This window comes from Salmonella sp. WC3 (assembly GCF_042932255.1).
Taxonomy (GTDB): Bacteria; Pseudomonadota; Gammaproteobacteria; order Enterobacterales; family Enterobacteriaceae; genus Salmonella; species Salmonella enterica.
This window is the reverse complement of sequence record NZ_CP170629.1, coordinates 4,195,002-4,216,341: the sequence shown is the minus strand read 5'-3', so window position 1 is coordinate 4,216,341 and position 21,340 is coordinate 4,195,002. Positions and strand designations below refer to the sequence as shown.

Sequence of the window (21,340 nt, the reverse complement as noted above, 5' to 3'; positions counted from 1 at the left end):
ACGGCATAGGCCCGATAAGCGCAGCGCCATCAGGCAAAGTCGTTAAATCTCCAGCGCCAGTCGGGTGCCCTGGGCAATCGCCCGTCGGGCATCCAGCTCCATCGCGACATCGCATCCGCCGATAAGATGTACCGTTTTACCTGCGGCGCGTAACGGGTCCGCCAGCTCGCGGCGAGGTTCCTGTCCGGCGCAGATCACCACATGATCCACTTCCAGCAACTGCGGTTCGCCGCCGATCAAGAGATGTAATCCGTCGTCGTCGATCTTCTGGTAACTGACCGCCGGGATCATCTTCACGCCGCGCGCCAGTAACGTCGCGCGATGGATCCAGCCGGTGGTTTTTCCTAATCCTTCGCCCGGCTTGCTGGCTTTGCGTTGCAGCATGACGATTTGCCGTGGACTACGTGCCAGGCGCGGGCCTTCCGGACGCAGACCGCCTGCCTGCTGCAGGCTGGTATCAATTCCCCATTCCGTACAAAACTCAGCAATATTTTGGCTGGTGGATTCGCCGTGCTGGCTCAGATACATGGCCGTGTCAAAACCGATCCCGCCGCAGCCGATGATCGCCACTCGCTTACCAACCGGCGCTTTATCGCGCAATACCTCCAGGTAGGTCAATACTTTTGGATGATCGATACCGTCTATCGGCGGGCGGCGCGGTACTATTCCGCAGGCGAGGATCGCTTCGTCAAACGGCTGAAGATCCTCTGCGTTCACCCGTTGGTTCAGTTTCAGCGTAACGCCAGTAACATCGATCATTCGACGGTAGTAGCGCAGCGTTTCGTAAAACTCCTCTTTACCCGGGATCTGCCTGGCGATAGTAAACTGACCGCCAATTTCACTCTGAGCGTCAAACAGCGTGACATGATGGCCGCGCGACGCGGCGTTAATCGCGAAAGCCAGCCCCGCCGGGCCTGCGCCGACAACGGCCAGGTTCTTTTTGCGTATGGCCGGCGTTATCGGCATGTGGGTTTCGTGACAGGCGCGCGGGTTCACCAGACAGGAGGTCACTTTGCCGATGAAGATCCGATCCAGACAGGCCTGATTACAGCCGATACAGGTATTGATCTCATCTGCGCGTCCGGATTGCGCTTTAGTCAGGAATTCAGCATCGGCAAGGAAGGGACGCGCCATCGACACCATATCGGCATCGCCGCGCGTCAGGATCGTCTCGGCGACCTGCGGATCGTTAATGCGATTGGTCGCGATCAGTGGAACCGACACATGACCTTTGAGTTTCCGCGTCACCCAGCTAAAGGCGCCACGCGGTACTGGCGTGGCGATGGTCGGGATTCGCGCCTCATGCCAGCCAATGCCGGTATTAATTAGGCTTGCGCCTGAGGCTTCAATGGCTTGCGCCAGTTGTACCGTTTCGTCGAACGTGCCACCATTTTCCACCAGATCGAGCATCGACAGGCGATAGATAATAATAAAGTCGTTCCCTACCCGCTGGCGTACCGCGCGTACTACCTCAACCGCGAAGCGCATACGGCTGGCATAGTCGCCGCCCCATTCGTCATCGCGATGGTTAGTTCGCCGCGTGATAAATTCATTAATCAGATAGCCCTCTGATCCCATCACCTCTACGCCGTCGTAGCCTGCTTCCTGCGCCAGTTGCGCGCAATGCGCGAAGTCGTCGATTAACTGCAAGATTTCATCATGCGTCAGTTCATGCGGCATAAAGCGGTTGATTGGCGCCTGAATTGCCGACGGCGCGACCAGGTGCGGCTGATAGCTGTAACGCCCGGTGTGCAGAATTTGCAGCGCGATTTTACCTCCTTCCGCATGTACTGCATCGGTCACCACGCGGTGAGGCGTTAACTGGCTGGCATCGTTCAGCATCGCGCCGCCGGTCATCACGACCCCGGAGGGAACGGGCGCAATACCGCCGGTGACGATTAACGCTACGCCGTGTCGCGCGCGCTCGGCATAAAATGCCGCCAGGCGCTCAGCGCCATCAGGATGTTCTTCCAGACCCGTGTGCATCGATCCCATCAGCACGCGGTTTCTGAGAGTAGTAAAGCCCAGATCGAGCGGGGCGAACAGCGACGGGTAGCTCATAAGCGTATCCAGTATGTAAAATTATTGTTATGTGGTCGGATGAGTTACTACTGTAGCCGTCGCGAGGTAAAAGGGAAAAGGGGAATGTGGTGATTGTGATGGGATTCAAAAAAGAGGCCGCGACCCGGGGAAAACAGGCCGGATAAGCATAGCGCCATCCGGCATCGTTTTTAAACCTCTTCAACGCTCACCTGCATCGCCGCCAGCGCATTACGCGCTGATTTCAATACCTGTTCGCACAGTTCAATGGTTAGCGTGAGCGGTGGCTCAATACGAATTGTTTTCGCATTATTCAGCGTACCAGCGACCAGCACGCGTTGACGGAACATCTCACTGGCAAAACGGTAGCCCGTTTCGTTATCGACAAATTCAATGGCCATCAACATACCTTTGCCGCGCGCATCGTGTACCAGATTGGGATACTCACGCGCAAGTTGTCGAAAACCATCCAGGAGCGTATCGCCTTTTTGTTCCGCTTGGGCCGGGAGATTTTGTTCCAGCAGGACGTTAATGGTCGCCAGCGCGGCAGCACAAGCCAGCGGATTACCGCCAAAAGTGGTGGTATGCAGGAAGGGGTTGTCGAACAGAACCGAAAACACCTCTTCAGTCGCGATGGTGGCGCCAATCGGCATCACGCCGCCGCCCAGGGCTTTCGCCAGACACAGAATATCAGGCTGCACATTTTCGTGCTCACAGGCAAACATCTTGCCGGTACGCCCCATGCCGGTTTGTACTTCATCCAGAATCATCAGCGCGCCGAATTCGTCACAGAGCTTACGTACCTCTGTCAGGTATCCCTGCGGCGGCAGGATCACGCCGCCTTCACCCTGAATAGGCTCCAGAATCACGGCTGCTATCTCGTCGCCCGTTTTTTTGCCTTCGCTAAATGCCATGCTCATCGCGTCGATATTGCCAAACGGCACATGGCGGAAGCCCGGCAGTAAAGGCATAAAGGGTCTGCGGAAGGTGGATTTGGCCGTGGCGGAGAGCGCGCCCAATGATTTGCCATGAAATGCGCCGCTGGTGGCGATAAAGGTAAACTTGCCGCGCGGCGACTGATACGCTTTTGCCAGTTTTAGCGCCGCTTCGGCGGATTCGGTGCCGCTGTTACAGAAAAAGCTGTACTTGAGTTTCCCCGGTGTCAGCGCCGCCAGCGTTTTTGCCAGCATCGCCCGCAAGGGATCAAGTAACTCCTGGCTGTGGAGAGGTTGTTTTGCGAGTTGATTCTGGACGGCGGATACCACAACAGGATTACGGTGCCCCACGTTAAAGATGCCAAACCCCCCAAGACAGTCGATAAACTCCTGCCCCTGGGTGTCGACAAGCGTATTCAAACTGCCCGCTTGCCACTCTACGGCTCCGTAATCCCCGCCGGCGGTAACAGATTTCCGGTATTCCAGAAATCCTGGATTTACATGCTCTTTAAAGTAGTCAATGACCTCTCGGTTTAGTGCTTTCATTTCCTCATGGTTTAGCGTTCGCTTCTCGATGAGATTCAGTGCGTGCGCGCTACAGGCCAAAGCCGATGCGCTGGAAGGTAACCTGTTCAAAATGAGCTCCAGAGGGCCGTGTATCACATGATACTGAATTAAGTATTGCAGGGATTAGCGGGGGTCTAAGCCCATAGTGAAAATCGGGATAAACACCAGGAATAATCACATTTACACAACATTTAATGTCATGTGTTAACAATTGGATGCATTTTGAGCAGATCTTGTTTTACGGTGTGTTGCGTTAGAGGCGGCGTGAGAAAAAGGTGAGCCAGGGCATATTTTAAAGAAAAAGGTTGTCCACGCTAAACAATTTCATAATGAAAATAAGGCGCAGGATGAGGTGAAAATCGTACAAATATTAAGGATTAATCGCAAATTGCGATCCAGAGCAATTTTAACAACTAAAGATAAATAGATTAGCGCCGAAATAACATCTGAGCGAAAAATTAACATCCAGATAACCTGCACAGGACGCTATCATGTCTTCTCATCCCTACGTCAGCCAGCTAAATACCCCGCTGGATGATGATACCACTCTGATGTCTACGACCGACCTGGAAAGCTATATCACTCACGCCAATGACACTTTTGTCCAGGTGAGCGGCTATCAGTTAAACGAGTTACTGGCGCAGCCACATAATCTGGTGCGTCATCCGGATATGCCGAAAGCTGCCTTCGCAGATATGTGGTATACCCTAAAACAGGGCGAACCGTGGAGCGGCATTGTGAAAAACCGGCGTAAAAACGGCGACCATTATTGGGTGAGGGCCAACGCGGTACCGATGATACGTGAAGGGCGTGTGACGGGATATATGTCGATCCGTACCCGCGCCACGGATGATGAGATTGCCGCCGTCGAGCCTTTATATCAGGCGCTAAATGAAGGGCGGTGTAGTAAACGTATTCATAAAGGCTTGGTGGTTCGTCAGGGCTTGCTGGGCAAACTGCCCGCTATGCCTGTTCGCTGGCGAGTGCGTAGCATTATGGGGCTAATGGCCGTAATGCTGGTGTTGGCGCTGTTCGGTACGGATGCGTCATGGCAGGCGTTGCTGTTGGGCGCGTTGGCGATGCTGGCAGGTACGGCGCTATTTGAATGGCAAATTGTGCGTCCCATTGAAAATGTGGCGACGCAGGCGCTGAAAGTGGCGACCGGCGAACGCAACAGCGTACAACACCTTAATCGTAGCGATGAGTTGGGGCTGACGCTGAGGGCCGTGGGGCAGCTTGGCTTGATGTGCCGCTGGCTGATCAATGACGTATCAAGTCAGGTTTCCAGCGTCAGAAACGGCAGTGAAAGGCTGGCGAAGGGTAACAATGATCTGAACGAACACACCCGTCAGACCGTGGAGAATGTTCAGGAAACGGTAACGACCATGAACCAGATGGCGGAGTCCGTGAAGCTCAATTCCGAGACGGCTTCCGCTGCGGATAAGCTTTCCATGGCGGCCAGTAGCGCGGCGACTCAGGGAGGTGAGGCGATGGATACGGTGATTAAAACGATGGATGATATCGCTCACAGTACGCAACGTATCGGGACGATCACCACGCTAATTAACGATATCGCTTTTCAGACGAATATCCTGGCGCTGAATGCGGCGGTAGAAGCGGCGAGAGCGGGCGAGCAGGGGAAAGGGTTTGCCGTGGTTGCTGGCGAGGTACGCCATCTTGCCAGCCGTAGCGCTAATGCGGCGAACGATATTCGTAAATTAATTGACGCCAGTGCAACAAAGGTGCAGTCAGGCTCCGAGCAGGTTCACGCCGCAGGCCGTACCATGGATGACATTGTAGCCCAGGTGCAAAATGTCACCCTGCTTATCGCACGGATCAGCCAGTCGACGCAGGAACAGACAGATGGGCTTTCCAGCCTGACTCGCGCCGTGGACGAGTTGAACCGCATAACCCAGAAGAATGCGGCGCTGGTGGAAGAGAGCGCACAAGTCTCCGCGATGGTAAAACACCGTGCCAGCCGGCTGGAGGATGCGGTCACGGTACTGCATTAAGTTTATTTGTAGGTTGCAACGGTAATGACATCCGCCCGGTAGCAACAAGCTTACCGGGCGGATGTGCTCTGATAGAAGGCGGTGCCTGCCATCATAGAGAGTACCAGTGGCCTGTGATGTTAAAAATAATGTGATATTTATTCCTTCTCCCTTGTCTACCTATTAATAGGTATAAACTCAGTTAATAAATAAGAAATGGTTAACCTTTTAGCGTATTTCTTTCATTATTAGTGCCAATTTATGTCACTTTTGGTTCATCTTTCTGTGAACAATAAATATTACTTACTAATAATGTTCCGAAATAAAAAGCGATCAATATCATAAAGTTAGTAACATTATTGCCGATAAATCTTCCTGTATGAGGATATGCAATCCCAGGGAGAAAATATGTTTTTGCATAACATTAAAATACGTTCAAAATTATTTATGGCCTTTGGCTTATTCATTGTTCTCATGGTGGTGAGTTCCGCTCTGTCTTTGTTTAGCCTTGATCGGGCTAATACGGGTATGCAGAACATTATTACCAATGATTATCCCACCACGGTAAAAGCCAATCTGTTAATCGATAATTTTAATGATTTCATCATCGCGCAGCAGCTCATGTTACTGGATGAAGAGGGGCGCTGGAGCCAGAGTTCGCAGAAAGAGCTGGATGAAATAAGCCAGCGTATTACGGCGTTACTGGATGAGCTTTCCAGCAATCGTCACGATGCGGCTTCGCAGAAAATCATTACCGAGATCCGTGAAGCGCGCCAGCAATACCTGGAGTCCAGATTCCGTATTTTGAAAGATATTCAAAGCAATAATCGTCAGGCGGCCATTCAGGAGATGATGACCAGAACGGTGCAGGTGCAAAAGGTCTATAAGGACAAAGTTCAGGAACTTATCGCCGTTCAGGATGCGCAGATGCACAACGCGGGCGTGCAGGTCGAAGGAGATTTTAAAACTAACCGGACGCTGTTAATTACCCTGGCGCTGATAAGCATCGCTGCCGGATGCGTAATGGGATGGTATATCGTACGTTCCATTACCCGGCCGCTTGATGAAGCGGTACGCTTTGCCGAGGCGATTGCCGATGGCGATCTGACTCGCCATATCACCACCGACTATAAAGATGAAACAGGCGTACTACTGCAAGCGTTAATGGCGATGAAAACGCGTCTACTGGATATCGTACAGGAAGTGCAAAACGGTTCGGAAAGTATCTCCACAGCGGCGGCGCAAATTGTCGCCGGTAACCAGGATTTGGCGGCGCGTACGGAAGAGCAGGCCAGCCCGGTTGAAGAAACGGCGGCGTCGATGGAACAGATTACCGCCACGGTTAAAAATACGGCTGACCATACCAGTGAAGCGACCAAACTCTCTGCCGGCGCCGCCAGCGTAGTGAAAAACAATGGGGAGATGATGAATCAAGTGACGCAGAAAATGCGCGTCATTAACGATACGGCAAATCGTATGTCGGATATCATCAATATCATTGATTCCATTGCCTTTCAGACCAATATTCTGGCGCTGAACGCGGCGGTTGAAGCGGCGCGCGCGGGCGAACATGGACGTGGTTTTGCCGTTGTCGCCGGAGAGGTTCGCCAGTTGGCGCAAAAGAGCGCCTCGTCAGCCAGTGAAATCCGTAATTTGATTGAAGATTCAACCAGTCAGACTCAGGAAGGGATGCACCTGGTGGAGAAAGCCAGCGCCCTGATTAATGGCATGGTGGATAACGTCGAAGAGATGGATGTGATATTACGTGAGATTGGGCAGGCCAGCCGCGAGCAAACTGACGGTATTTCGCAGATTAACAGCGCGATTGGCCTGATTGACGCCGCCACGCAACAAAACTCCTGCCTTGTGGAAGAGTCTGTTGCCGCCGCGGCGTCGCTGAACGAACAGGCGTTACATTTAAAAGAGCTGGTTAACGTGTTCCGCGTCCGCGAAGAGGACACGCAGCCCGCTTAATCCAGTTCGGCGATTTCCAGCGCCGCGCGATCAATCACGCCGATAATGCGTTTGATTTGCGCGTCGTTGATATCGCTGTGGTTTATCCGCAGATCCAGCACGGCCTTGAAGTTATCCAGCGCCCGCTTCATCTGCGGATTTTTACGTAACTCCATGCCCACACAACGGGCTTTTAGCCGCGCCTGAATATGCGTCAGGTGTTCGCGATTTTCATCAAGCCATTGCGCGCCGTTCGCGGTAATCGCGATTTTTTTCCGCCCGCCCTCTTCGTCGCTAATCGTGATAAATTGCTGATCCTGTAAAAAATCCAGCGTAGGGTAGATCACGCCAGCGCTTGGCGTATAGCCGCCCCCCGTCAGGTTTTCTATCGCTTTAATCAGTTCATAGCCGTGGCTGGCGTCCCGGGTCAGGATATCAAGAATGACCAGCCGAAGTTCCCCGTGGCCAAAAAATCGCTGACGTCGACCACCGCCCTGTCCATGACGACCACAGCCGTGTCCGTGACGGTGCTCGCCGCCGCAACTGGCGTTCTCATGCTGATGCGCGCTATGGCAGCCTTCATGCTGATGTTCTCGATCTTTGCAGCAACCATCGTGCATATGATCCCGGTTTTTGCAACACCCTTCATGTTGATTTTGCATCATTGCCTCCTGCTTATTTAGATATATCTAATTTATATCTAAATGATGGTTTTTAGCAAGGATAAAAGCGCTTGTTGATATAATCTATTAATTTATAACGTTTTATTTTGAAGTTGTGATTAGCGATGTGTTGCCAGAACACTATCAAAAAACAGTTGCATTTTTACTGATTAACAATCATTATCATTTAAAATTTTAATTTAGATATATCGTATTACTTCACGAAGGCAAAAAATGACGACATCATCCGTACGCTACCCACAGCGTGTTCGTAATGAGCTGCGTTTTCGCGAGCTGATCGTTCTGCGGGTAGAACGTATTAGCGCAGGATTTCAGCGGATCGTACTTGGCGGCGAGGCGCTGGACGGTTTCATCTCCCTGGGCTTTGACGATCACACGAAAGTTTTTTTCCCTGAGCCAGGCTGTCGCTTTACGCCTCCGACAGTCACTGAGGAAGGCATTATCTGGGGGGAGGGCGTTCGCCCGGTCTCCAGGGATTACACGCCGCTGTATGACGAGGCGCGTCGCGAGCTGGCGCTGGATTTCTTTATCCACGATGGCGGCGTAGCCAGCCGTTGGGCAATGGAAGCCCGTGAAGGCGATACACTGACGATCGGCGGGCCGCGCGGTTCGCTGGTGGTGCCGGAAGAGTATGCCTGTCAGGTTTATGTCTGCGATGAGTCCGGTATGCCTGCGCTACGTCGTCGTCTGGAATCGCTTAGCCGTCTGCCTGTGCGCCCTGCGGTAACCGCGCTGGTGAGCATTCAGGATGCGGCATACCGCGATTATCTCGCCCATTTGACGGATATTACTGTGGAATATGTTGTTGGCGGCGATGAACAGGCAATGCAAACGCGCCTGTCGCAGCTGACAATACCAGAATCAGACTATTTCATCTGGATTACTGGCGAAGGCAAAACGGTAAAACGTTTAAGTCAGTGCTTTGAAAAGGGGTTTGATCCACACCTGGTACGTGCGGCAGCCTATTGGCATCGTAAATAGCGGTATGGGGCGAGCCCTGTCAGAAACAAAAAAGCCACTCTTTAGAGTGGCTTAATTATATGATTTTAAAGCTAAAATTTGGTGGCCCCTGCTGGACTTGAACCAGCGACCAAGCGATTATGAGTCGCCTGCTCTAACCACTGAGCTAAGGGGCCGTGGCGGTGGATTATAATGTAACTTTACGCTGTAATCCAGCCGTAACCGTGCGGGTGCTGTTTTTATAAACAATGTGTTTTCAACCCGTTATACTTAAAGAACGTTGTATTGCTCAGGAGTAATAATGGTTAAGGACATACTGGCGCCAGGGCTACGGGTGGTTTTTTGCGGCATCAATCCGGGACTCTCCTCGGCGAATACCGGCTTTCCGTTTGCGCATCCCGCGAATCGTTTTTGGAAAGTTATTCATTTGGCCGGTTTCACCGATCGACAGTTGAAACCAGAAGAGGCGGAAAAATTACTGGATTTTCGCTGCGGGGTAACGAAACTCGTCGATCGACCGACGGTACAAGCGACTGAGGTGAAGTTGCATGAATTACGTAGCGGCGGACGAAACCTGATTGAAAAGATAGAGGACTACCAGCCCGCGGCGCTGGCAGTGCTTGGTAAACAGGCTTTTGAACAGGGATTCAGCCAGCGCGGTATCGCCTGGGGTAAACAAAAGATCGCCATTGGCGCGACGATGGTGTGGGTGTTGCCGAATCCCAGTGGCTTAAACCGAATTAAAACGGAAAAACTGGTCGAGGCCTATCGCGAACTGGATCAAGCGCTCATTATGCGTGGGCTATAGCAATGGGGAATGAGGGCGCGAATACTCGCGCTGTGTAGAAATTCTGCAGGCCAAATAGGGCGCTTGCGCATGGCCTGATAAAAAAACGCCGCCTTGCGGCGGCGTTTATACGTGTGGGGCGAATTAATCGTCGAGGAAGCTGCGCAGCACTTCAGAACGGCTCGGGTGGCGCAGTTTACGCAGCGCCTTCGCTTCGATCTGACGGATACGTTCGCGGGTAACATCGAACTGTTTACCCACTTCTTCCAGCGTGTGGTCGGTGTTCATATCGATACCGAAACGCATACGCAGCACTTTCGCTTCACGAGCGGTCAGGCCAGCCAAAACGTCGTGAGTGGCGGCACGCAGGCTCTCGGTAGTGGCAGAGTCCAGCGGCAGCTCGAGGGTGGTATCCTCGATGAAATCACCCAGATGCGAATCTTCATCGTCGCCGATCGGCGTTTCCATGGAGATTGGCTCTTTGGCAATCTTCAGCACCTTACGAATTTTATCTTCCGGCATCAGCATCCGTTCAGCCAGCTCTTCCGGCGTTGGCTCGCGGCCCATCTCTTGCAGCATCTGGCGAGAAATACGGTTGAGCTTGTTGATGGTCTCAATCATATGCACCGGAATACGGATGGTGCGCGCCTGATCCGCGATAGAACGGGTGATCGCCTGACGGATCCACCAGGTTGCATAGGTGGAGAACTTGTAGCCGCGACGGTATTCAAACTTATCTACCGCTTTCATCAGACCGATGTTGCCTTCCTGAATCAGATCAAGGAACTGCAAGCCACGGTTGGTGTATTTCTTAGCGATAGAAATAACCAGACGTAAGTTCGCTTCAACCATCTCTTTCTTCGCACGGCGGGCTTTCGCTTCCCCGATGGACATTCGACGGTTGATGTCTTTCACCTGTTCGATGGTCAGACCGGTCTCTTCTTCAATCTGCCGCAGTTTTTGCAGACAGCGTTGCACTTCTTCCGCGACATCGTGCAGTTTTTCCGACCACGGTTTGTTCATCGCGATAGCGGCGTTGAACCAGGTTTCGCTGGTTTCGTTACCGGTAAACAGCGTGATAAAGTTCTTCTTCGGCATTTTGCACTGCTCGACGCAGAGCTTCATGATCAGACGTTCCTGGGTACGCACGCGATCCATCATCACGCGCATACTGTTGACCAGATAGTCGAATTGCTTCGGTACCAGACGGAACTGTTTGAACACTTCAGACAGCTTCAGAATCTCTTCCTGCGCGGCAGCATGGCTGCGGCCTTTCGCTTTGATGGTGTCGCGCGTAACGACGTATTGCGCGCGCAGCTCAGCGAATTTTTCGCGTGCCAGTTCAGGGTCAATGCTGTTGTCGTCATCGTCGCCGTCTTCTTCATCTTCGTCTTCGTCATCATCCAGGTCTTCCTGGGAGAGTTCAGAACCGACGTGAGTTGCGGTCGGCGCCATCTCTTCTTCCGCGTTCGGATCGACAAAGCCGGTGATAAGATCGGACAAACGAGCCTCTTCAGCCTCAACGCGATCGTACTGTTCCAGCAGATAGGTAATGGCTTCCGGGTATTCGGCAACGGAGCATTGAACCTGGTTGATCCCGTCTTCGATACGTTTAGCGATGTCGATTTCGCCTTCCCGGGTCAACAGTTCAACAGTGCCCATTTCACGCATATACATGCGTACCGGGTCAGTCGTACGACCGATTTCAGACTCAACACTGGACAGAACTTGTGCAGCAGCTTCTTCCGCATCTTCATCGGTGCTGGTGGTATTTTCAGCCAGCAGCAGATCATCGGCATCAGGCGCTTCTTCCATTACCTGAATACCCATGTCGTTGATCATTTGGATGATATCTTCAATTTGATCTGAATCGACGATATCTTCCGGCAGATGGTCATTGACCTCAGCATAGGTCAGATAGCCTTGCTCCTTACCACGGGTGACAAGAAGTTTCAGCTGTGACTGCGGGTTTTGCTCCATAAGACGGTATCCACACTTATTCGTTTGATTGGTGTCGACGGTATAGCTGTCGACATTTAAAGCGAGGGCATACTTATATTTTGGCCGCTGCCTCTCACTGCGGCTGTCGGGGGCTTCCCGATCGATATGCGGCATTTAAGCCGTTAAATTCATTTTCTGGCCAGCTCCTGGTTTAACGTCCAGAGCTCTCGGCGTTCTTCGTTGCTTAAACCGTGAGTGCGATCGCGAGCGATCAGCTCTTCTTGTCGCAGTTGCAGCAGCGAATCAAACATATGGTTGAGTGAGTCGGTAAAGGTCTTTTCGGCAATCGCCTTGTCTGCTATATCGTCCCACATCGATAATTTTTCAAGGGTCGCAGCATCATTTGTGCCACGGTAGAGTTCCAGAAGTTGTCCGGTAGTAAGACCTGGCTGAGCCAAACAAGTTTTGACCAATTCTTTAAATAAGCCAAGTCCAGGCAGCTTATTCTGATCCAGCGCGTCTAAGGGCGGCACTAACGGCGCGAGATCCGGATTTTGCACCAGTAATCCTATCAGTATACGCATGGTCGTGCGTTTTAGCTGCGGAGCCGGGCGGGAAACGCCGCTTTCCGCCTGTTTTGGCACTAAACGATCAAGCTGACTATCATCGAAAATGCCTAACTTCAGCCCCAACGTCTGGCGCAGCTGAATACGGTGCGCGTCGCCAGGCACCTGATTAATGAGCGGCAGCGCCAGCGCGGCTAACTGCGTGCTGCCATCCGGCGAGCTTAAATCCACCTGCGGCAGGAGGCTATTAAACAGAAACGTAGAGAGCGGCTGCGCCTGCTCCATCCGCGCTTCAAAAGCCGCCTTGCCTTCTTTACGCACCAGCGTATCCGGGTCTTCGCCGTCAGGTAAAAACATAAAGCGTACCTGCCGACCGTCGGTCATATAAGGCATTGCTGTTTCCAGCGCTCTCCAGGCGGCATCACGGCCAGCCCGGTCGCCGTCGTAACAGCAAATCACGTTGTTCGTCGCCCGGAATAACATATGCATATGGTCTGCCGTGGTTGAGGTACCCAGCGAAGCGACCGCATAGTTAATGTCGTATTGCGCTAGTGCGACGACATCCATATAACCTTCGACCACAAGCAAGCGTTGCGGTTCAGCACTATATTGCTGAGCCTCATAAAGACCATATAGCTGGCGGCCTTTATGGAAAATGTCCGTTTCCGGAGAGTTAAGGTATTTCGGCGTGTCGTTCCCCAGTACTCGACCGCCAAAACCAATCACCCTGCCGCGTTTGTCCCGAATAGGGAACATGACCCGATTACGGAAACGATCGTAAGTGCTGCCCTGCTCGTTATTGACCAGCATTCCGGCATCCAGCAACAATGCCTTGTTATCGCTGTTATTACCGAAGCGCTTTAACGCGTTATCCCAACCAGGCGGCGCGAAGCCAATGGCGAAACGCTGAATAATTTCAGCGCTCAGACCGCGCTTTTGCAGATAGTCACGCGCAGGTTTTGCCGCAGGATGGGTAAGCGACTGCTGATAAAAGTCATTCAGACCATTCATCAACTGATAGAGGTTTTGCCGTTGATGGCGCTCTATCTGGCTAAGCCCGGTGCCTGCTTCATAGGGAATTTCCAGGTTATGCATGGCCGCTAATTCTTCGACGGTTTCGACAAATTCGAGCTTGTCGTAATTCATCAAAAAGTCGATCGCATTGCCATGCGCGCCGCATCCAAAGCAGTGATAAAACTGTTTTTCACCGTTTACGGTGAAAGAAGGGGTTTTCTCATTATGGAATGGACAACACGCGTGATAGTTCTTGCCCTGTTTCTTGAGTTTTACGCGCACGTCGATCAGATCGACGATATCGGTTCTCGCCAGCAGGTCATTAATGAATACGCGTGGGATTCGTCCAGCCATATGCCCCTTTTATACACGTCATTCTTCAGGCTGCCGTAGTGTTGGCTACGTTTGCTCACCCCTGTCGCTGACTTGCGTAAGCGCCGGGACTTGCTCTCTTGCCGCCTGGACGCAGCATGAATGATTTTGTGTATATGCTAATGCATAAACGAAAACAAGCCGCGCATTCCTTTCGGAAGCACGGCCTTACAACTACAACTCGATCTGAATTGAGAGCAGCCCGCTCTCAAAAGATTAGTACAGACGAGTACGGCGTGCGTTTTCGCGAGCCAGTTTCTTCGCGTGACGTTTCACTGCAGAAGCTTTAGCGCGCTTACGTTCGGTCGTCGGTTTTTCATAGAACTCACGACGACGAACTTCCGCCAGAACACCTGCTTTTTCGCAGGAACGCTTGAAGCGACGCAGAGCTACGTCGAACGGCTCGTTTTCACGTACTTTAATTACCGGCATGTGCCTCTCACCTTTGATTAATTCGGTTTGCCGCTGGCATCAACGCCAGCTTATTTCAAAATGGTGCGGAATTTTACTGCAATTGCTGCTGCTTTGTAAAGCACCGCGGCCTTTTTTGAACGGGACTTTTATAAGGTGAGGGAGTATACACGAAGTCGGGACTGAGGGTATACATCCACCCGCATTCGACCTACACTGCGCGGTATTAGAGCGAGGTAAAACAAGTCATGCGTGTACTGGGTATTGAAACATCCTGCGATGAAACCGGCATCGCTATTTACGACGACAAAAAGGGTCTGTTAGCCAACCAATTGTATAGTCAGGTGAAATTACATGCTGACTACGGCGGCGTAGTGCCTGAACTGGCTTCCCGCGATCATGTGCGTAAAACCGTGCCGCTGATTCAGGCGGCATTAAAAGAAGCCGGTCTGACGGCGAGCGATATCGACGCGGTGGCCTATACCGCAGGCCCGGGCCTGGTCGGCGCGCTGCTGGTCGGCGCAACCGTCGGGCGTTCGCTGGCATTTGCCTGGAATGTGCCGGCCATTCCTGTACACCATATGGAAGGGCATCTGCTGGCGCCGATGCTGGAAGATAATCCCCCGGATTTCCCGTTTGTGGCGCTGCTGGTCTCCGGCGGACATACGCAGCTCATTAGCGTGACCGGAATTGGTCAGTACGAACTGCAGGGCGAGTCGATTGACGATGCCGCCGGCGAAGCGTTTGATAAAACTGCCAAATTGTTGGGGCTGGATTATCCTGGTGGCCCGATGCTGTCGAAAATGGCGTCGCAGGGGACGGCGGGACGTTTTGTCTTTCCGCGCCCGATGACCGATCGCCCGGGGCTGGATTTTAGTTTTTCCGGTCTGAAAACCTTTGCCGCTAACACCATTCGTAGTAATGGCGGCGACGAACAAACTCGCGCTGATATCGCGCGCGCTTTTGAAGATGCGGTCGTGGATACGCTGATGATCAAGTGCAAGCGCGCGCTGGAAAGCACCGGTTTTAAGCGTCTGGTCATGGCGGGCGGCGTCAGCGCTAACCGCACGCTGCGTGCGAAGCTTGCCGAAATGATGCAAAAACGCCGCGGCGAAGTGTTCTATGCGCGTCCGGAGTTTTGTACTGACAACGGGGCGATGATCGCCTATGCCGGAATGGTGCGGTTTAAGGCGGGCGTTACGGCGGATCTTGGCGTAACGGTACGTCCGCGCTGGCCGCTGGCCGAGCTGCCGGCGGCGTAAAAGCGGAGAAAGGGGGCGACATCATGCCGCCCCAACGGGTTTACAGCAAAACGACGGGCATCCACAACAGCCTGGAGACGATCAGCAGCACCAGGAAGATCAGGCCGAAAATCGCGCCTAACCACGCCAATGGTGGAAGGGGGACGCGCGGCGGATTCGATATGTACGCCCATCACCAAGCTATTGCCGGTCAACCCTTGTGAGCCGATCCCCAGACGGTTGAGGCCCTCTTCCAGACGCAGTTCCAGCTCAATCTTTCTGGCGTTTCTTTTTCAGCTTCGTCCAGATTTTCGTCTCCTGGCGACGCCACAGACGCTGGATGTTGTCATGATGGCGCAGCAAAATGAGACATGACAGCATCGATACCGGGAAGGTGAACTGCGGTTTAAACCACCAGACGTAAAACGGCGCAATCAAGGCGCTGACAATCGCCCCTAACGATGAATAACCGCTTAACAGGACCGTCAGCAGCCAGGTGCCAGCCATGACGCCGGTTAAATCCCAGCCGATGGGCGCAATGGCGCCAAACGCGGTTGCTACGCCTTTCCCGCCTTTAAAGCCAAAAAAGACCGGCCAGATATGCCCCAGACAGGCGGCGATAGCGATAAGCCCAAGCCAGAAAGGGGTAACGCCTAACGCATACGCGCCCCAGACGGGCAACATGCCTTTAAGGATGTCAAAAATAAGTACCGCGACAGCCGCTCCCTTGCCACCGATTCGTAATACGTTCGTCGCGCCCGGGTTGCCGGAGCCGCTTTCTCGCGGATCGGGCAGCCCGGCGATGCGGCAAACCAGAATGGCACTGGAAATTGAGCCGCAGAGGTACGCGAAGAGGATCATTCCAGGCGCGATTGCACTCATAAGCTGTTCCGTATTGAAAGTGTCGTTTTATTTACTATTTCTGTGGATAATACGCACATTTCGCCGGAAGTGGTATCCGGGTTAGCCAAAAAGCAGGCAGGTCGTGATGGATATTGTATTTATAGAGCAACTTTCGGTAATCACCACTATCGGTGTTTACGACTGGGAACAGACTATCGAGCAAAAACTGGTGTTCGATATCGAAATGGCATGGGATAACCGCAAGTCGGCGAAAAGCGATGATGTCGCAGATTGTCTAAGTTACGCGGATATCGCCGACACGGTGAGAAATCATGTCGAAGGCGGGCGTTTTGCTCTGGTCGAGCGCGTGGCGGAAGAGGTGGCGGATCTGCTGCTTAGCCGATTCAATTCTCCGTGGGTTCGCATCAAACTGAGCAAGCCTGGCGCCGTCGCGCGCGCGGCGAACGTAGGGGTAATTATTGAGCGTGGCAATAATCTGAAATAAAAATAAATAATTTTATATTTTTTAAACCAAACGGTTATATATGGGGTCTTAACGCGAGATCCATTTTTGCAGTGTTTTTCATTTTAGGGGTTTATTGATGAGCGATATGCACTCGCTGCTGATAGCGGCAATTTTGGGTGTGGTCGAAGGATTGACGGAGTTTTTGCCGGTATCCAGCACGGGCCATATGATTATTGTGGGTCATCTGCTGGGGTTTGAAGGCGATACGGCCAAGACATTCGAAGTGGTGATTCAACTTGGATCTATTCTGGCGGTCGTGGTGATGTTCTGGCGGCGGTTGTTTGGCCTCATCGGTATTCACTTTGGCCGCCCGCTACAGCGTGAAGGTGAAAGTAAAGGTCGATTAACGTTGATTCACATCCTGCTGGGCATGATTCCGGCGGTGGTGCTGGGGTTAGTCTTTCATGACACGATCAAGTCGCTATTTAACCCGATTAACGTGATGTACGCGCTGGTGGTAGGCGGTCTGTTGCTGATTGCCGCCGAGTGCCTGAAGCCGAAAGAACCGCGCGCGCCGGGGCTGGATGATATGACGTATCGTCAGGCGTTTATGATTGGCTGTTTCCAGTGTCTGGCGCTGTGGCCGGGCTTCTCGCGTTCCGGAGCGACCATTTCCGGTGGGATGCTGATGGGCGTCAGCCGTTACGCCGCCTCTGAGTTCTCGTTCTTACTGGCTGTGCCGATGATGATGGGCGCAACGGTTCTGGATCTCTACAAAAGTTGGTCATTCCTGACCGCAGCGGATATTCCGATGTTCGCAGTGGGCTTTGTGACGGCGTTTGTGGTGGCGCTGATCGCCATCAAGACCTTCCTGCAACTGATTAAGCGTATCTCGTTTATTCCGTTTGCGATTTACCGCTTTGTGGTGGCGGCTGCCGTTTACGTTGTTTTCTTCTGATGATTGACCTGCCGGATGGCGGCGTACCGCCTTGTCCGGCCTAACTGTTTTGTCGGTCTGATAAGTGCAGCGCCATCAGGCAATTTATCGTGCCGGATGGCGTTTAGCTGGCGGGGTTCGGGCAGCGCTTCTCTTTCCAGTTGGCGACCGCTGCAATTCGTCGCTTGGTCAGCTCCTCGCGAATCTCGATGCCCTTAAATCCGGCCTCCACCACCTCTTTAGTCGGTACCGCCTGCGCTACCTGCCAGGCTTCGCGCAGCCAGCGCCCCTGCGGGTAATCCGACGCTTCAAAGCCGGTACGTCCACGGACATCGGCCTCGCTGGTCAGCGCAATCTGCTCGACGCGCTGCGGTTTACGCCATGCATCAATGGCGTCAAACAGCTTAACGATCGTTTTCGGCTGGAGTATCGGAAAGGTGTGGATCAGATCGTGGTACTCGGCGACCAGTTTAGCTAAATCACGCAGGTCATTGGGGACGCGCAAACGCTGGCATAACTGTTCGACCAGTTTCACGCCCGCCGGGCCGTGGCCATGATGGCGTGGCCAGAGGTTTTTCGGCGTTAAGCCTTTGCCCACATCATGACAAAGCGTGGCGAAACGGACATCAAGCTGCGGACTGAGCATGGCGGCCATCGACAGCGTCATCAACGTATGAACTCCGGTATCAATTTCCGGATGCCACTTTGCCGGCGCGGGCACGCCAAACAGGGCGTCGATTTCCGGAAACAGGACGCGCAGGGCGCCGCAGTCGCGCAATACCTGGAAGTAAACCTGCGGATTGCGGGTGGTAAGCGCATTTTCCGTCTCTTTCCATACCCGTTCCGGCGTCAGATGTTCCAGCTCGCCTGCCGCGGTCATTTCGCGCATTAGCGCCAGTGTTTCATCGGCGATACGGAAACTAAGATGAGCGTAACGGGCGGCAAAACGCGCCACGCGCAATACGCGCAAGGGATCTTCGCCAAACGCGGGAGAGACATGGCGCAGTAGACGCGCCTCCAGATCCCGGCGCCCGTGGTAAGGGTCGATAATCTGGCCGTCATCGTCGCGCGCCAGAGCATTAATGGTCAGATCGCGACGCTGGAGATCGGCTTCCAGGGTAACGTCCGGCGCGGCATAACAGGTGAAGCCCGTGTAGCCGGAACCGGATTTACGCTCAGTACGCGCCAGCGCGTATTCTTCGTGAGTTTGCGGATGGAGAAACACAGGAAAATCACGGCCTACCTGCTGGTAGCCCGCATCAAGCATCTCCTGCGGCGTGGCGCCGACAACGACCCAATCTTTATCTTTAACCGGTAGCCCTAACAACGCATCCCGAACCGCACCACCGACCAGATAAATCTTCACGCCACTTTCCTTTTAAAAACGATCATCCTCTAATGATAAGACAGTGCCGCAGAGAAGGCGATTTAGTTCATCCAGCGGTCTTTGCGTTTACGGCTTGGGATCATATGCGGCAGCACCAGCCCTAACAGCAAGCCAATACCCAATACGCCGCCGCCATACATAAACCACTGCATAATAATGGTGCGCTGTTTGTCATCCAGTTGCAGATTCGCGGCGCTAACTTTTTTCTGCGCGACAATCAGCTCGTTTTTCAGCTTCTGGTTCTCTTCTTTTAGCCCGTTGATGACGCTGTCGCTTTGCGCCACTTTCTGCTGCATATCGGCGGTGCGCTGATTCCACGTGGTATCAATATTGTTGAGTTTATCGGTCAACGTTTTGACCTGATTTTCCAGATCCGGCACGCGGGTACGCAGGCTTGGCGTGGTATTCAGTTCTTTTAACGGTATCCAGGCAGTACGACCAGAACTGTCTTTAATTTGACCATAGTTGGCATCGCTCTGTAAGAGCGTGACTTCCTCGCCGGCGTTGACGGTACCCACAAGGCGATAATTATCTCCCGGACCGCTGCGGACCCAGGTATTCAGTTCATCAGAAACGTAACGCGTCTCTTCAGCATGAGAGACGGCGGTGGCGCTAAGCGCAAGTAAAGTTAGTCCAATCAGGCGTAATTTTGGCATCAGGCTGTCGTTATTGTCAGAGAAAGTGGAACGATAGTAACGGCATCAGTGTCGCTACGCAAAGTAGTCGACATCAATCGGAATCATCTGTGTCGCCTTTGCCGCTACGTCAAACTTTTACGCCCGTCAAATTGCTCGTTGCATGGCAATTTGGCGCAAAATACTATCTACTGACAAAAATAATGCGGGTAAGTTCGCCAAGAATCTTCCCAGATGTGACATAACCCATAAGTACAAGGCCATGGCTCAGGAAATCGAATTAAAGTTTATCGTCAATCACGACGCCGTAGATGCGCTGCGAAATCATCTTCATACGCTCGGCGGCGAGCATCATGCGCCCAGCCAGTTGCTGAATATCTACTTCGAAACGCCTGATAACTGGCTACGCCGCCATGATATGGGGCTGCGTATTCGTGGTGAAAATGGGCGCTATGAAATGACCATGAAAATTGCCGGCCGGGTAACGGGCGGGCTGCACCAGCGACCCGAATACAATGTTGCGCTAAGCGAACCCGTGCTGGATCTGACGCAACTTCCGGCGGAGGTCTGGCCGGATGGCAAACTGCCTGTCGGCCTGGCATCAAGCGTACAGCCGCTGTTCAGTACCGATTTTTACCGGGAAAAATGGTGTCTGGACGTTGACGGCAGCAGGATTGAAATTGCGCTCGATCTCGGCGACGTAAAAGCGGGCGAGTTTGCCGAACCGATTTGTGAGCTGGAGCTTGAGTTGCTTCGCGGCGATACGCGCGCCGTGTTAAAACTGGCGAAGCAACTGCTGTCGCAAACCGGTTTGCGTCAGGGCAGTCTGAGTAAGGCGGCGCGAGGTTATCACCTGGCGCAGGGGAATGCGCCGCGAGAGAATACACCAACGGCAATTCTGCGGACTGCCGCGAAAGCCACGGTAGAGCAAGGGCTGGAGGCCTCGCTGGATCTGGCGTTGTCACAGTGGCAGTACCATGAAGAGCTCTGGCTGCGCGGCGACGAGTCGGCGAAAGAACACGTGCTGGATGCTATGGGATTAGTGCGCCATGCCTTAATGCTTTTTGGTGGCATTGTTCCGCGTAAAGCGAGCGCTCACTTACGTGATCTACTTACCCTGGCGGAAGCGACGATGACATCCGCGGTGTCCGCCGTCACAGCCGTTTATAGTACGCAAACGGCGATGGCGAAACTGGCATTGACGGAATGGCTGGTGACGAAAGCCTGGCAGCCATTTCTGGACGCGAAGGCGCAGGCCAAAATGGCCGATTCTTTTAAGCGTTTCGCCGACATTCATCTTTCTCGTCATGCTGCTGAATTAAAAAAAGTTTTTGGACAACCGCTGGGTGATAAGTATCGCGACCAGTTGCCGCGTTTGACTCGCGATATCGACAGCGTTTTACTGCTGGCTGGGTATTATGATGCGATGATCGCGCAGGCATGGCTGGAGAACTGGCAGGGATTGCGTCACGCTATTATTACCGGGCAACGTATTGAAATTGAACATTTCCGTAATGAGGCCATTAACCAGCAGCCGTTCTGGTTGCACAGCGGAAAACGATAATCAGAACCGTAGAAAGCGCCTGATGACGCTGCGCTTATCAGGCTTAC

17 protein-coding genes, 1 tRNA gene and 2 pseudogenes are annotated in these 21,340 nt (G+C 53.0%); 8 read left to right on the top strand and 12 right to left on the bottom strand.

The features are described 5' to 3' along the window. Positions 1–42: 42 nt before the first annotated feature. Positions 43–2,061 (bottom strand): NADPH-dependent 2,4-dienoyl-CoA reductase, encoded by a 2,019-nt coding sequence (locus ACFK9X_RS20600; protein WP_151117561.1) that lies wholly within the window; start codon positions 2,059–2,061, stop codon positions 43–45. Positions 2,062–2,231: 170 nt separating this feature from the next. Continuing rightward, positions 2,232–3,611 carry a putrescine aminotransferase gene (gene ygjG / locus ACFK9X_RS20595; RefSeq protein WP_191964509.1) on the bottom strand — a complete coding sequence of 460 codons (1,380 nt, stop codon included), beginning with the start codon at positions 3,609–3,611 and terminating at the stop codon, positions 2,232–2,234. A gap of 422 nt (positions 3,612–4,033) precedes the next feature. On the opposite strand from ygjG, the gene ACFK9X_RS20590 reads away from it, so the two are divergent. Further along, positions 4,034–5,554: a PAS domain-containing methyl-accepting chemotaxis protein gene (locus ACFK9X_RS20590; RefSeq protein ID WP_000094649.1), complete on the top strand. Its 1,521-nt coding sequence runs from the start codon at positions 4,034–4,036 to the stop codon at positions 5,552–5,554. Between the two features lie 387 nt (positions 5,555–5,941). Beyond that, positions 5,942–7,507, top strand: a complete 1,566-nt coding sequence (locus ACFK9X_RS20585; protein ID WP_151117557.1) for a methyl-accepting chemotaxis protein — start codon at positions 5,942–5,944, stop codon at positions 7,505–7,507. Here the strand turns inward: ACFK9X_RS20585 and ACFK9X_RS20580 are convergent. Beyond that, complete coding sequence (locus ACFK9X_RS20580) at positions 7,504–8,151, bottom strand: PadR family transcriptional regulator (protein WP_000983441.1); 648 nt, start codon at positions 8,149–8,151, stop codon at positions 7,504–7,506. The two genes, ACFK9X_RS20585 and ACFK9X_RS20580, sit on opposite strands and share 4 nt — an antisense overlap. Before the next feature lie 231 nt (positions 8,152–8,382). On the opposite strand from ACFK9X_RS20580, the gene ACFK9X_RS20575 reads away from it, so the two are divergent. After that, a complete protein-coding gene (locus tag ACFK9X_RS20575; RefSeq protein ID WP_000213760.1) occupies positions 8,383–9,150 on the top strand; it encodes a siderophore-interacting protein in 768 nt (255 codons plus the stop codon). A 79-nt stretch (positions 9,151–9,229) separates the two neighbouring features. Here the strand turns inward: ACFK9X_RS20575 and ACFK9X_RS20570 are convergent. Next, positions 9,230–9,305: transfer RNA gene (locus tag ACFK9X_RS20570), tRNA-Ile, on the bottom strand. Positions 9,306–9,430: 125 nt separating this feature from the next. Between ACFK9X_RS20570 and mug the strand changes: the two genes are divergently transcribed. Further along, positions 9,431–9,937 (top strand): G/U mismatch-specific DNA glycosylase, encoded by a 507-nt coding sequence (gene mug / locus ACFK9X_RS20565; RefSeq protein WP_000237776.1) that lies wholly within the window; start codon positions 9,431–9,433, stop codon positions 9,935–9,937. A gap of 123 nt (positions 9,938–10,060) precedes the next feature. Here the strand turns inward: mug and rpoD are convergent, their stop codons facing one another. The 3 genes from rpoD to rpsU all read right to left on the bottom strand — a co-directional run bounded on the left by rpoD (position 10,061) and on the right by rpsU (position 14,241). Further along, entirely contained in the window at positions 10,061–11,896 is a 1,836-nt protein-coding gene (gene rpoD, locus ACFK9X_RS20560; protein WP_139328060.1) for an RNA polymerase sigma factor RpoD, read from the bottom strand. 149 nt (positions 11,897–12,045) lie between these two features. Beyond that, positions 12,046–13,791 (bottom strand): DNA primase, encoded by a 1,746-nt coding sequence (gene dnaG / locus ACFK9X_RS20555; RefSeq protein WP_023236995.1) that lies wholly within the window; start codon positions 13,789–13,791, stop codon positions 12,046–12,048. A gap of 234 nt (positions 13,792–14,025) precedes the next feature. After that, positions 14,026–14,241 carry a 30S ribosomal protein S21 gene (rpsU, locus tag ACFK9X_RS20550; protein ID WP_001144069.1) on the bottom strand — a complete coding sequence of 72 codons (216 nt, stop codon included), beginning with the start codon at positions 14,239–14,241 and terminating at the stop codon, positions 14,026–14,028. A gap of 227 nt (positions 14,242–14,468) precedes the next feature. Here rpsU and tsaD point away from each other — a divergent pair, with 227 nt between their 5' ends. Beyond that, complete coding sequence (gene tsaD / locus ACFK9X_RS20545; protein ID WP_151117554.1) at positions 14,469–15,482, top strand: tRNA (adenosine(37)-N6)-threonylcarbamoyltransferase complex transferase subunit TsaD; 1,014 nt, start codon at positions 14,469–14,471, stop codon at positions 15,480–15,482. Positions 15,483–15,604: 122 nt separating this feature from the next. Here tsaD and ACFK9X_RS20540 read toward each other — a convergent pair. Both ACFK9X_RS20540 and plsY read right to left on the bottom strand, forming a co-directional pair. Further along, positions 15,605–15,748 (bottom strand): annotated as a pseudogene (locus tag ACFK9X_RS20540) (fumarate hydratase); the annotation flags it as partial. Continuing rightward, positions 15,732–16,343, bottom strand: coding sequence for a glycerol-3-phosphate 1-O-acyltransferase PlsY (gene plsY, locus ACFK9X_RS20535; RefSeq protein ID WP_001272784.1), 612 nt, complete (start codon positions 16,341–16,343; stop codon positions 15,732–15,734). The gene plsY and the pseudogene ACFK9X_RS20540, both read right to left, overlap by 17 nt. A 106-nt stretch (positions 16,344–16,449) precedes the next feature. On the opposite strand from plsY, the gene folB reads away from it, so the two are divergent. After that, positions 16,450–16,809 (top strand): bifunctional dihydroneopterin aldolase/7,8-dihydroneopterin epimerase, encoded by a 360-nt coding sequence (folB, locus tag ACFK9X_RS20530; RefSeq protein ID WP_023195111.1) that lies wholly within the window; start codon positions 16,450–16,452, stop codon positions 16,807–16,809. Positions 16,810–16,906: 97 nt separating this feature from the next. Then, positions 16,907–17,728 (top strand): undecaprenyl-diphosphate phosphatase, encoded by an 822-nt coding sequence (gene bacA, locus ACFK9X_RS20525; protein ID WP_001281933.1) that lies wholly within the window; start codon positions 16,907–16,909, stop codon positions 17,726–17,728. Here bacA and ACFK9X_RS20520 read toward each other — a convergent pair. From ACFK9X_RS20520 to ACFK9X_RS20510, 3 genes and pseudogenes are all read right to left on the bottom strand, one after another. After that, positions 17,727–17,811 (bottom strand): annotated as a pseudogene (locus ACFK9X_RS20520) (hypothetical protein); the annotation flags it as partial. The gene bacA and the pseudogene ACFK9X_RS20520 sit on opposite strands and share 2 nt — an antisense overlap. A 20-nt stretch (positions 17,812–17,831) precedes the next feature. Beyond that, the gene (locus tag ACFK9X_RS20515) at positions 17,832–19,073 is read right to left on the bottom strand and encodes a multifunctional CCA addition/repair protein (protein ID WP_000708450.1); all 1,242 of its coding nucleotides are present in this window, start codon (positions 19,071–19,073) and stop codon (positions 17,832–17,834) included. 62 nt (positions 19,074–19,135) lie between these two features. Next, a complete protein-coding gene (locus tag ACFK9X_RS20510) occupies positions 19,136–19,750 on the bottom strand; it encodes a TIGR04211 family SH3 domain-containing protein (protein ID WP_001125344.1) in 615 nt (204 codons plus the stop codon). Between the two features lie 241 nt (positions 19,751–19,991). Here ACFK9X_RS20510 and ACFK9X_RS20505 point away from each other — a divergent pair, with 241 nt between their 5' ends. Then, positions 19,992–21,293, top strand: coding sequence for an inorganic triphosphatase (locus tag ACFK9X_RS20505; RefSeq protein WP_151117552.1), 1,302 nt, complete (start codon positions 19,992–19,994; stop codon positions 21,291–21,293). Positions 21,294–21,340: the final 47 nt, after the last annotated feature.

Excerpts from the sequence above, each read along its gene's own strand:
- ACFK9X_RS20600 (WP_151117561.1), bottom strand. The coding sequence starts at position 2,061 with ATGAGCTACCCGTCGCTGTTCGCCCCGCTCGATCTGGGCTTTACTACT.
- ACFK9X_RS20590 (WP_000094649.1), top strand. The coding sequence starts at position 4,034 with ATGTCTTCTCATCCCTACGTCAGCCAGCTAAATACCCCGCTGGATGAT.
- ACFK9X_RS20585 (WP_151117557.1), top strand. The coding sequence starts at position 5,942 with ATGTTTTTGCATAACATTAAAATACGTTCAAAATTATTTATGGCCTTT.
- ACFK9X_RS20580 (WP_000983441.1), bottom strand. The coding sequence starts at position 8,151 with ATGATGCAAAATCAACATGAAGGGTGTTGCAAAAACCGGGATCATATG.
- ACFK9X_RS20575 (WP_000213760.1), top strand. The coding sequence starts at position 8,383 with ATGACGACATCATCCGTACGCTACCCACAGCGTGTTCGTAATGAGCTG.
- mug (WP_000237776.1), top strand. The coding sequence starts at position 9,431 with ATGGTTAAGGACATACTGGCGCCAGGGCTACGGGTGGTTTTTTGCGGC.
- rpoD (WP_139328060.1), bottom strand. The coding sequence starts at position 11,896 with ATGGAGCAAAACCCGCAGTCACAGCTGAAACTTCTTGTCACCCGTGGT.
- dnaG (WP_023236995.1), bottom strand. The coding sequence starts at position 13,791 with ATGGCTGGACGAATCCCACGCGTATTCATTAATGACCTGCTGGCGAGA.
- rpsU (WP_001144069.1), bottom strand. The coding sequence starts at position 14,241 with ATGCCGGTAATTAAAGTACGTGAAAACGAGCCGTTCGACGTAGCTCTG.
- tsaD (WP_151117554.1), top strand. The coding sequence starts at position 14,469 with ATGCGTGTACTGGGTATTGAAACATCCTGCGATGAAACCGGCATCGCT.
- plsY (WP_001272784.1), bottom strand. The coding sequence starts at position 16,343 with ATGAGTGCAATCGCGCCTGGAATGATCCTCTTCGCGTACCTCTGCGGC.
- folB (WP_023195111.1), top strand. The coding sequence starts at position 16,450 with ATGGATATTGTATTTATAGAGCAACTTTCGGTAATCACCACTATCGGT.
- bacA (WP_001281933.1), top strand. The coding sequence starts at position 16,907 with ATGAGCGATATGCACTCGCTGCTGATAGCGGCAATTTTGGGTGTGGTC.
- ACFK9X_RS20510 (WP_001125344.1), bottom strand. The coding sequence starts at position 19,750 with ATGCCAAAATTACGCCTGATTGGACTAACTTTACTTGCGCTTAGCGCC.
- ACFK9X_RS20505 (WP_151117552.1), top strand. The coding sequence starts at position 19,992 with ATGGCTCAGGAAATCGAATTAAAGTTTATCGTCAATCACGACGCCGTA.